Source organism: Pseudomonas sp. LBUM1648, assembly GCF_059716145.1.
In genome coordinates, this window is record NZ_CP166808.1 from 716,761 (window position 1) to 728,850 (window position 12,090).

General features: G+C 59.5%; 4 protein-coding genes. 1 reads left to right on the plus strand and 3 read right to left on the minus strand.

The features are described 5' to 3' along the window. Positions 1-66: 66 nt before the first annotated feature. Entirely contained in the window at positions 67-7,128 is a 7,062-nt protein-coding gene (locus ACA043_RS03105) for a TcdA/TcdB pore-forming domain-containing protein (protein WP_497658601.1), read from the plus strand. Positions 7,129-7,207: 79 nt separating this feature from the next. On the opposite strand, the gene ACA043_RS03110 is transcribed toward ACA043_RS03105, so the two are convergent. The 3 genes from ACA043_RS03110 to purD form a co-directional block, all read right to left on the minus strand. Continuing rightward, positions 7,208-7,804, minus strand: coding sequence for a MarC family protein (locus ACA043_RS03110; protein WP_187678526.1), 597 nt, complete (start codon positions 7,802-7,804; stop codon positions 7,208-7,210). 65 nt (positions 7,805-7,869) lie between these two features. Continuing rightward, positions 7,870-10,647: a hybrid sensor histidine kinase/response regulator gene (locus ACA043_RS03115; protein ID WP_489880654.1), complete on the minus strand. Its 2,778-nt coding sequence runs from the start codon at positions 10,645-10,647 to the stop codon at positions 7,870-7,872. Positions 10,648-10,746: 99 nt separating this feature from the next. Beyond that, a complete protein-coding gene (gene purD, locus ACA043_RS03120; protein ID WP_489880653.1) occupies positions 10,747-12,042 on the minus strand; it encodes a phosphoribosylamine--glycine ligase in 1,296 nt (431 codons plus the stop codon). Positions 12,043-12,090 lie beyond the last annotated feature (48 nt).

Below are 12,090 nucleotides of genomic sequence, written 5' to 3' on the forward strand. Positions count from 1 at the left end.
GAGTTTTGCTTTTGTTAGTGGCTAGCTTGGCCCTGGAATGTTCTGTGGAAGTCATTGGGGTAAGTTATGTCAAATGTTGAAGGTGTGAGTAATGATAACTACGTTAACTTTTCTGAGCTGTTCAGGCGTGCGGATTTCGAGCGCACACTGTCGCTGCATAAAGAAAGTAAGCATTATGAAGCGCTGTTGCGCTATTACTCCGCCTGTGTGAGTGCCACCGATACGCAGCAGTTGATTGAACCACTGAGATTATTGCGCCAGACACTGGAACAACTGTTGGGCAATAGTCGAGTGCGGCGGGAGTTGGAACCGCCGGTGGCCACGATCGAAAAACCGGCCGCAGAGCTTTCGCGGATTTACGACAAAGTTGAAGCCTTCGAATCACGCGTTCATCTCGGCGTCGAACTGATTAAAACTGTACCGACACCCGTTCCAAAGACCCTGCACTTCGTCTGGCTCGGTGGCGGCGTCGGCCCCATCCAGCGTGACTACCTCAATGTCTGGAAACAGGTACTCACCGGGCAGGGTTACACCCTTAATCTCTGGTTCGACAGTGACGCGTTACTGGCGTATCAGACCAATAAACTGATTGTCGAGGCGGCCAAGGCGGATGCCTTGGCGCAGGTCGCAGGTAAAACAATTGCCGAAGATGCACTGGCCGATCTTTACGAAGCGCGCGCCATTGTGCTTAAGCAGCAGATGCAGGCGCACATCGATACCGCCGTGGCTAACGGTAAATCCGCCGATGACGCCCGCATCGATTTGCTGGTTAGCGCCTATGGCCAGGACGAGGCGCAACTGCAAGCACTCAGAGAACAAAATCGCAGCAGCTTGCAAGGCATGCTGGGGGGTGATCTGCAGTTGCGTGATCTCGACAACGCGACAACGCCATTACAACTGCAAGATATCTATGAACGGGAAATCCGCTTGCGCGGCAATCTGGCGGCCGCATCGGATGTCGTGCGTGCCGAAGTCCTGTACGGGGAAGGCGGCAGCTATGCCGATGTCGACAACTTGCCGCCTCTGGTGGAAAACCTGAGCGGTGTCGACCTCAGTGTCTTGAGCGTCGACGCCCGCCTGGGCATTCTGCAGTTGCTGCTCAATCACAACCCCGAATGGATGCCGGGCCGTCAGTCGTCCAACAGTTACGCCAAAAGCATTCCGGCAGAGCATCTTGCGACGCTTGAAGCGTTCGCCAAAAGCGGCCCGGCACTGAGTCAGGTTTTCCAGGCACCGACCGATTTGCTGGCGCGACCGTTCATGTTGCGTGCGGTGGCCGAAGGCAGTTCGACGACCAATGCTTTCTTGATGGCGCATGCCGGGTCGGCGACGCTGCAAGCGGTGATCGAGCGCATCCGCTTCAATTACCGGTTGGTCGACGAGACACTTCAGATGGCTGCGCAACGCAATGTCGCACCGACCGACTTCGACGGTGTGCTGCCACTGGCTCTGACCGTTTTGGAAAAAACCTACGGCCGGCTGCGCGAACTGCCGAATCAGGAGGAGATCCTCGCAGGCTTTCTCGCCAGTGCCGCCGCCAGCTACTTCAGTGACGGCATCCGTCCTCAGAGTGAAGGCACCATCTATCTGACCGGCCCCGGCGCGATACGCGACGGCATGGTCGATTACGCCAAGGCACACCTGACCCCCAGGCAGGCCGAGATGATCCGCGCCGAAGCGGCCATTGCGCGCTATGCGTCGGTCAACCGTGCCACCGAAGAAGAGCTGGATCACTCCTGGAAAGACAACGCGAACGATCCGGTGAAATGGGTGGAGGACGAGCAGGCGCGCTGGCAGCAAGGTCAGTACACGACCCGCTACAAGGGCGATATCGCACAGTTGCTCAAGGGCTCAATCATTGAGTTCGAACAAGGCTGGCCGTTGATTGAAGGTAGAGCGGTGCTATTGACTGACGTATTACAGCGTCTGGTCGACGGGCTTGGCGAACCGTTCACTGAGGCCATGCGAAAGGGGCATGATGGTGCAATCAGGTTCGAGAAGCTGTTGCCGTTGAGTTTTGCCGACCGTCAGTTGATCAGGAATCAGCCACTCAATGCGCGGCCTCCGGTTTTTCTCAACGATCAGCGATTCCGGAGTCTGGGGCTGGATGAAGTGTTGAGTGCGCTGGCCCATGGCGAACTGTCTCTCGTCGAGACAACGCCACTGCAACGTCTGTCACTGGGCGTGTTGCTGGGGATTGATTCACTGCACAGCCAGAACTTCGACCGCTTCAGTGGCGAACTGGACAACCTGGCCAACAGCGTCCGGGAGTTGGGAGCTTCGAATCGTTATGCAGTCATTGAAAGACACCTCTATAGCCGCCGTGATGCGCAGTTTCTTAGCGGTCTTGCCGGCGATATCGCAGAGTCGGCCGCATCGATCAGCGCGCTGGATCTGAAAAAAGCCGCACTGATGAAGGCACAAACACTTCAGCAGTGGGGCCGATACGCCGCGCAAATTCAACAGACAGCCACCCTTGAGCATCGCTTGCAGATCAGCGAACGGATGGATCAGGTGCTCGGCCAGATCGAGGCCAACAGCGTAAAACCGGTGCCGCAGGATTTATTACTGGGTGGCGCCGGCGAAGCCATCGGTGGGCGCTGTTATCCCTTGGCACTGATGATGGCCGCCGCTTTCGCAACCGGGGAAGTGGCTTCACATCGGTTGCGTGAACGTTTTTATCTGTCCGTCATTGAGCCGCAACAGAGTGATTCGCAGGCTTTCGTGCACGTGCTGGAGGAGCTGCGAAGCGCTCAACTGAGCGAAGTGGGAACGACGCTCAGTCGTGCTGATCTGACACAGGTCACCGCTGCACTGGAGAACCATGCCAGCCCCCGAACATTAATGCTCAACTCTGACAACCACTCGATGCTGGTGGCGAAAACCGTTGTGGGTACGCAAGCCCTCTATCATTTTTACGACCCCAACTTCGGTCTGTTCGAATTTGAAAGCCCCGCCATGTTCAAGCGGGCGCTCGAGCACTTTTTTCTGAAAGTGGGCATGGCCAAATACTATGCCGCGTACGGTGGCAGTGTCCGTCCGACCTTCGATCTGATTGAACTGGATGGCGCAAAAGTAGCGGCCTTGCCATTGTCCGGCGGGATCGATGTGGCGAAAGTGCTGACGAACGATCCGCTCCCGGGTCAACCGCCAGGCAAGCTGCGTCAGCGCCTGAACAGTGCCCATGGTCGATCGCTGGTCGACAATTCGCATTTGGGTGCCAGCTTGCTTGGGCTGGATGGCCATTGGTGGGGGCAGCAGATCGCCGGCGCTACCACTGCGCTGCAAGAGCTGCATCCCTCGGTCACGCCGTTGGTGCCGTTGTTCGAAACGCTGGAGATCACCGCCGAAGGCAAATATCGGCTGAGCCTCGTCGACCCCTCGATGCCCGAACACGTGGTTCAAGTGGTCAGTGATGACCACCGATTGTTGCGGATCAAGAACTGGCTGTCCGAGCAGTTCTCCACTCTGGCACGCAAACCGATCGACAGCGTCGGTGTACTGGACCCTACCGAGGCCGGCGCTGTTCATACCCTGAACGCAGGGTTTTCGATTCAGGCACTGATGAATGCCTTGCGTGGACGTGAAGGCGAGGATCGGACGCTGACCACAGCGGTGCGCCTGCACGCCTACCTCAATTACGCGCAGTTGGTGCATGGCAATGTCGTAGATGTAGTCGGTCTGATTCAACTGGTCAAAACTGCGCTGGGGGAGGAGAAGATCATCGCCCGCACCTGTGCCTCGGTCGTCACCGAAGCGTTGGGACATGCGGCCAATGAAGGTGTCGGCGCCGTGCTGGGGCTGGCAAACGTTGGTTTTGATATCTACCAGTTGGCGAGCGCACAGAACGACGTCGAAAAAGCACAGTTTGGGACACAGTTGGCCTTTGACTCGGCCAGCCTGGCATTGACTGCCGGGGGGGTTGGTGCCGCCGTGGCAGGCGCATCCACCGCCGCTGCAGTGTTGGGTGGTGCCGGCGTGATTCTGGGCGGGCTGGCGGTCGGTGTCGCGGCGCTCGCCCAAGGGTTTGCCGGTATTGCGCGCAACGCCCAGGATGTCGGGGCGTTTTTTGCAGACATGGAAGGCGCCTATCGCGGGCTCGGTTACCGCTTCGATGACGCGCTGGGGGCGTGGGTCGCGCACCCGTCGCTGATTGTCAAAAGCATTGATCTGACCGCTGGCAAGGTGCTGTTCGACAGCCAGAAGCTCTACCCATTGCGCGACCATTTCGGCGTCCCGGATTTCGACTCCGATTACGCTCGGGCGGTCAATATCCGTCAGCAGTTAGGCTTGCCCGGACAGGTCCAGTTCTTACCGGCTGCCAGACAAACCATCGTCCTGCCGTGTACGCCTCAGACTTGTTATGGGTATGAGTACAAGGCGCTACCATTTGCCTCTTGGCGGCATGATCGCGGTTTCGATACCGCCCGGCGCCTGGAGAGAAAAATGGCAGATGGTCAATGGCTGTTTCTGTTTTCGTTTTACTCGTTTCCTTCGCATTACATTGTTCATCGTCTGTTTCCCGAGTATCGCGACACCGTCATCGACGTTCACCTCGATGCGGTCGAACGCACCTTGGTAGTGCCGTCGCTGCCGACTGCCTGGCGGGGCAAGGTGTCGTATCGGATCTCCAGCGCCGGTGCGTCCTGTTCCGTGCTGCTCAATCACGGCGCCAGCATCGAATTGCACACGCCGAGTCAGAAGCAGGGCCGCTGGGTGCTGCAGGCTGGCTGGGCCAATGAAGAGAACATCCGGGTCGAGCTGTATGGCGAGCTGTACATCGGCGATGTTCACCTGAAGATATCCGGCCATGGACGCCACTCGGTGTTGATCCGTACGGCCAATCAGCAACTCTTCAGCGTTGACTTCGGCAAGCGTCAGGTGAACATCATTGAACAAAGCGCGCATGAAGGGCTCGATGAACAAGCGTTGCTCGAACACTACAAAACCCTCGCCCGAGAGCATCGTCTGGTGCTGCCGTATACACCGGTTCATAACTGGTTGATCCCGTTCGAATCGCCGCAGGAGCCGCGTTACACCACCGCCTGGTATGACGCCCGGGAAGAGCGTTTTCTCTATATTCGCAACGAGAAAATCGCCGATACCGAGGACGCGCAACTGGCCTTGGTGGCCAATGGATTTGCTTATTTCTACCTGGCGGACAGCTATAACATCTGGCAGGTCGATGTGGTCAGCGGGCTGCTCAAGGTTCAATACCGGTTGCTGGTGCCGGAGGGCGAAAGTGCGATTGGCCCCGTCGAAGTCGATGAGCACGGCGTGATTCATTTGATACAAACCGTCAGCAGCCCTTATGGCACTCGCCGGTTCAATTACCTGATTCATCAGGAGCAGTTGCTGCTGAGTTCCGTCACCCATGCAATGGCGCGGGAGCTGCAAGCGAGCGTGTTCGCCCACGAGTCGCTGGCCGACTGGTCGACGGTGCTGGGCAAATACACGATGGCTCGTCCCAGTGCGGAACGGGACGGTGCGACGACGGTTGACTGGCAGCCGGCGACTTACGTTTCGGTCAGTTGGAAATTCGAACCGGACAGACGTGACATCGTATGGGTTCGCAGCCGTGATCGATTGTTGATCCACCCGTTGCCGCTTCCTCGCCATGCCCGTGGCTGGCCCGACTCGATCAAGAATCTGACCGAGCTGGTGCTGCTGCCGATGACGGGCGCAAGCGATGTGTATTTCATCTACAACCGCCTCGACCAGGTTCTTTGCCGACTGCAGCGCGACGTGGCGCCGGGCAAGCAGCAGTGGTCGCATCGTTGGGTCGAACCAGAAGGGCTCAAGCAGATTGTGGCGGTGGAGAACGGCTACCTGATACTGGATGAAGAGGGCCGACTCTTTAACCTGACCGCACAAGGTGAGGCGCAATTGCACGGTGTCGGCGAGCAGTGGCTCAAGGGGCGTGCACATTGGTGGCAGGCACTGGAACCGATTTCCAAACGTTACCCGGTGGAGCGGTTTGCGATTGTCGGATTACGCAATGCCGCCGGTGATGGCCAACTGAGTGCCTGGCATATGAGCAACCGCGTGCTGTTATGCGATCCGGGGCGCGACAAGCCAGTGCGCGTGCTTGGCATGGCGCCGGATAATCGAACGGCCTGGTTGTTCAGTGTTTCCGATGGTGAAATCTGGCGTCAGGCGTTCGTCGATCCGCAGCAGCTTGATCGCGCCTTTGGCGAGGGTCAGCAGCTATTGCACCGCGATGCTTTACCGGTTCCCGAGCGGGTGTGGAGCGCCTGGCATTTTGCCGAGGTGACAGTCGATGGCGCCGGGTTACAGGGCACCACTGTTGAGGGTGTCACGTTGCGACTGGGTCATCAGCAGGCGCCGGTGGTCATCGGTGTTGAAAGTCGCTGGGTGACTGCGCAGGGCGCGCCTCTGATCCAACGCCTGCAAACCTTGTTGGCTTGTGCCGATCATGGTGACTTCGTATCCGTGGCGTCCGGGCCAGATCATTTGCAATGGTATGACGTGAAAAGCGCCCGACTGGTGAGTATTGCCGCCACCGATTTACCCACGGACTTTGTAATGCTGGGCACCCGGAATCAGTTCAAGGTGTTGTTGCATCAGCGCCGGGAGGGAACGGTGCAGGTTTATCCGGGCAAGCACAGCATCGGGCCGTTCGATTACATCCAGCGCGATGGGCAAGTCTTGACCGTTGAAGGCCATAACAGAATGAATGATCTGCTACCGCTGCTTCCCGATGACATCAATACGTTGGTTGTGCGACTGGGGCAGGGCGGCGTGACCTGTCATTTGTCAAAGGCTGCCTGGCAGAGACTGGATGCTGTCATCGTCGATTGCCGGCATGCGCTGGGAGAAGTGCCGGCAGTGCCGGGCAAGTTGCTTTGGGATTTTGAATCGCCGGAAAAACTGCTGTTCGAGATCGTTGAGGAGCATCTGGTGATCGTTGACCCTGAGAGTGAACACACGCTGATTTTCCGTGATGTGTGTTCCCCTGATCCGGCGTTGCGCGGTGAAGTGTTCCTGGCGTTTGGCAAGCAGCAATCCCACGCCATTTCTGCGTGGGTGCAGCGGTTGCAGGCAAGGACGGCACGCACGGCCAACGTCACCCCGCAAACGCTACTCGCAGAGCCGGCCGCCAGCTAAAACCGGCGGATAACAAAACGCCGCGAACGTTATCGTTCGCGGCGTTTTACTGTCAGGCGACTCTCGCAGGCGCCGAGGCTCAGGGCACCAGATAGCCTTTGACCCCGGTGAAGATGATCTGCGCCGCCAGTGCGCAAACGAACAATCCCATCAAGCGACTGACAATCTGCAAACCCTGGTCGCCGAGAATCCGTTCGATGCGGTTGGACAAGTACAGCACCACACCCACGGTAAAACTGGCCAGCGCAATACTCATGATTGCCGTGAGCTTGTCGTCCCAGTGCGGCTGGCTGACGCCCATCACCAGCAAGGCACCGATGGTACCGGGGCCGACGGTCAGCGGAATGGTCAGCGGCACGATAGTTACGTCCTGCTGTACGTTGTCGCTTTGCACCACCGACTTGCCTTGCGCCATGCCCAGGGCCGAGATGAACAGCACACTGCCGGCGCCGATGCGGAACGCATCCACAGTGATGCCGAACACATCGAAAATCACCCGCCCGAACAAATACAGCAAAACGCTGGAGACCAGCGTGGCGATGGCCACTTTCCAGGCCAGGCGGCGTTGCTCCTTGCGCGAATAACCACGGGTCAGGCTGATAAAACAGGACAACACGAAGAACGGGCTGTAGAGCACCAGCATCTTCAGGTAAACGCTGAATAACACGTGGAGCATGGTGCACGCTCACTGGCGAGGGAAGTCGTGGGGGGAGTCTATCAGGCGCTACCGGGTCTGTCGGCTCACGACGGTTGCGTGGTCGTCCGATTCTGCTCATCCCGCTGGGCGACCCAGTGTTCGATCAACTCGCGCAATTGCGACAACTCGACCGGCTTGGACATATGCCCATCCATCCCCGCCTGGCGTGCGCGTTCCTTGTGTTCGGCGAGGATGTGCGCCGTCAGCGCAACGATCGGCGTGCGGATGCGTTGGTTGCTGACTTCCCAGGCGCGCAATTGCTGGGTCGCGGAGAAACCGTCGAGGATCGGCATTTCGCAGTCCATCAACACCAGGTCGTAACGCTGGGCTTTCATCGCTTGCAGCGCTTCTTCGCCGTTGCTGGCGGTGTCCGGTTGCAGGTTGAGCTTGCCGAGCATGCCGCGAATCACTTTGGTCGAAATCGTGTTGTCTTCGGCGACGAGGATGCGGAAGTCGCTCGGCACTTTGGCCGCTGTGGCCGGGGTGAGCACTTGCGGCTGGAACACCACCTGGCCTTTGTTGCGCTGGTTGAGTTCGTCCGCCAGGGTGGTCTTGAGGGTGTAGCCGGCCACGGGTTTGGCGAGGATGCGTTTGATTCCCGAGTTGCGCGCAATGATCTTGCTCGGCGCGTTGCTGATGCCGGTGAGCATGATCAGCAGGATGTCGTGGTTGAGGCTCGGGTCTTCCTTGATCTTGGCCGCGAGCTGCATGCCGGTCATGCCGGGCATGTTCTGGTCGAGCAACACCACATCGAAGTAATCGCGCAGGTGCGCCTTGGTGCGCAGCAGGGCCAGCGCTTCCTTGCCCGATGGCACGGCGCTGACGTTCAGGCCCCAGGCGCTGCACTGCTGCACCAGCACTTTGCGGCAGGTGTCGTTGTCATCGACCACCAGCACCCGCGCGCCTTGCAGTGGACTGTCCAGATCAGAGGTCGGGTGTTCGAGGCGATCAGGGTCGAGCGGCAGGGTCAGCCACAAGGTGCTGCCCTGATTGGCGCCGCTCTTGATGCCGAATTCACCGTTCATCAAGCGGATCAATTGCCGCGCGATCACCAGCCCCAGATTGCCGCCCAGACGATTGGCCGAGAGGAAGTGCTTGCTGTGAAGTTCGGCGTGCATGAGCGCATCACGCTCCTCCTGTTCCATCGGCACGCCGCTGTCCTGCACGGCAATGCGCAGGCGCGGTTTGCTGTTGCGCTCATCGAGGGCGACGACGATCAGCACTTCGCCTTCGGCGGTTTTCTTGAGGGCATTTTCCAAAAGGCTTAACAGGGTTTGACGCAGGCGGGTCGGATCGCCACTGATGACGCGCGGCACTTGCGGCTGAATGAAGCTGATCAGCTCGACGTTCTGCTGTTCGGCCTTGGCGCGGTAGATGCTCAGGCAGTCATCGATCAACGCGTTGAGGTCGAATTGCACGTCGTCCAGTTCGATCTGCCCGGACTCGAGCTTGGAGATGTCGAGGATCTCGTTGATCAACGTCAGCAGTTCGTTGCCGGCGCTGTGGATGGTCTGCACGTAGTCGCGTTGCTTGACCGACAACGGCGTGCCGAGCAGCAGTTCGGTCATGCCCAATACGCCGTTCATCGGCGTGCGGATCTCGTGGCTGATCTTGGCGAGGAATTCGGCCTTGGCGTTGATCTCGGCATTGCTGGCGGCGAGGTCGCGGCTGATGCTGAAGCGGCTTTCGGTGATGCTGCGCTGACGCTCGCCCAGCGCGATGCTCATCAACAGGCCGCTGATGCAGATGAACGCCATCAACGTCATGATCAGGCCTTGCGGTGCGACCAGTGTCAGCCCCAGCAAGGCTGGAAGAATGATCAATGTACCGATGTTGAACACCACCATCGCCGCGACGAACAGGCGTGCCGGGCGGTAGCCTTTCTGCCAGTGATAGAACGCGACAAACAACATGCTCAGGCCGGCCAGTGCCACCAGCGCGTAAGTGATGATGTTCAGCGGCAGGGTGTTGACGAACAACAGCAACAGACTGCAAATCACGATGAACAGAATGTCGCCCAGCAGCAGTTTGTTCAGCGGATGCGGGCCGAGTGGGGCGAAGAAGCGCAGTGCAAACATCAGCCCGGCCGGGGCTGTCAGCAGCAATGCCAGATAAGCGCCCGGGGTCTGGATCGCGTGCCAGTTCGGCAGCCACGGGCCGGCGAGATTGAGCAGCAGTAACAGGCTGAGCCCCAGCAGACCTTCGCAGACGGCCAGCCACAGGCTGCTGCGCGAACGCGAGTAGGCATAGCGCACGAGGTTGTGCAGCAGCAACATGCCGAGGCAGCCGAACAGCAAACCGAAGATCAGCGTTTGATTGTGATTGGCCGCGCTCATCACGGCGGATTGCAAGGTGATGTGCGGGCGCAACTGATGGTCGGAGACCATCCGCAGATAGATGTCGAGGGGTTTGTCGCTCTGGGGCAGTGGCAACAGGAAATCACTGCTTGGCAGCGGCCGTTCGGCTTGGGGCTGGTCGGTGCCGGTTTTGCGTTGCTCGATCAGCTTGTCGCCGTCCAGCACGTACAAATTCAGGTGGGACAGATCCGGGGCGAAGATGCGCAGCACTTGTTCGTGCTGGCCGGGTGCGAGCTTGAAACGCAGCCACAAAGCACCCTCGGGCCCGGCCGCGGTGAGGCGGTCAAGGTCGATAGGGCTGAATTGATTGATGTAGCGGGCAGAGCGGATGTCGCTCAGCTGAAGGTCGCCCTGATCGTCGAGCAATACCGACCAGCCACTGCCTTGCGTGGCCTGGGCCGGGAGCATGCAGAGCAAGGTCAGCAACGTGACGGTGAAGCTTATGGCAATCCTGAGCCAGCGCACGGCGAAATCCCTTCGTAGGTTGATGCCAGAATATAACGATGCGCGGCAGCGGAACAGCCCGGCGAGGGACTGCATCCCGCGCCGAACCTGAGCGACAGCTTACTCCTGGGTTTCGCCACGTTCACGGGCAATGGCGCGGTAGCCAATGTCCTTGCGGTAGAAGCAGCCTTCCCAGTCGATCGCTGCGGCCAGCTTGTAAGCCTGCTGCTGCGCTGCACCGACGCTGGCGCCCATCGCTGTGGCGCAGAGCACGCGACCACCGGCGGTCACGACCTGACCGTCCTTCAGCGCAGTACCGGCGTGGAAGACTTTACCTTCCAGGCTTGCCGCTGCGTCCAGACCGTTGATCGCCGCGCCCTTGGCGTAGTCGCCCGGGTAGCCGCCAGCGGCCAACACGATGCCGACGCTCGGACGTGGATCCCACTGCGCTTCAACCTTGTCCAACGCCTGCGCCAACGCCGCTTCAACCAGCAGCACCAGGCTCGACTGCAGACGCAGCATCACTGGTTGGGTTTCCGGATCACCGAAACGGCAGTTGAACTCGATGACTTTCGGGTTGCCGGCCTTGTCGATCATCAGACCGGCGTACAGGAAGCCAGTGTAGACGTTGCCTTCTTCGGCCATGCCGCGAACGGTCGGCCAGATCACCAGGTCCATCACGCGCTTGTGCACGTCGGCAGTGACCACCGGGGCAGGGGAGTAAGCACCCATGCCGCCGGTGTTCGGGCCGCTGTCGCCGTCGCCGACGCGTTTGTGGTCCTGGCTGGTGGCCATCGGCAGCACGTTCTTGCCGTCGACCATGACGATGAACGACGCTTCTTCACCGTCGAGGAACTCTTCGATGACCACGCGCGAACCGGCGTCACCGAAAGCATTGCCGGCGAGCATGTCGCGCACGGCGTCTTCGGCTTCGGCCAGGGTCATCGCAACGATCACGCCTTTACCGGCCGCCAGGCCGTCGGCCTTGATTACGATCGGTGCGCCTTTTTCACGCAGATAAGCCAGGGCCGGCTCGATCTCGGTGAAGTTCTGGTAATCGGCGGTCGGGATCTTGTGGCGTGCCAGGAAGTCCTTGGTGAAGGCTTTCGAACCTTCCAGTTGCGCAGCACCCGCGGTCGGGCCAAAGCAGTCCAGGCCACGGGAGCGGAACAGGTCGACGACACCAGCGACCAGCGGCACTTCCGGGCCGACGATGGTCAGGGAAACGTTTTTCTCGGCGAAGTCCGCGAGCTGCTCAAGGGCCAGCACGTCGATGGCGACGTTCTCGCACTTGGCTTCAATCGCGGTACCGGCGTTGCCCGGTGCGACGAAAACCTTCTGCACGCGCGGATCCTGAGCCACTTTCCAGGCCAGGGCGTGTTCACGGCCACCGCTGCCAATGATCAAAACATTCATTTCAAAAACCTCAAAATTCTGTCAGGCGCTGCTGGAGCGCTTTATGTG

Bases quoted from the DNA above. Each gene is read 5' to 3' on its own strand.
- ACA043_RS03105 (WP_497658601.1), top strand. From the start codon at position 67: ATGTCAAATGTTGAAGGTGTGAGTAATGATAACTACGTTAACTTTTCT.
- ACA043_RS03110 (WP_187678526.1), bottom strand. From the start codon at position 7,804: ATGCTCCACGTGTTATTCAGCGTTTACCTGAAGATGCTGGTGCTCTAC.
- purD (WP_489880653.1), bottom strand. From the start codon at position 12,042: ATGAATGTTTTGATCATTGGCAGCGGTGGCCGTGAACACGCCCTGGCC.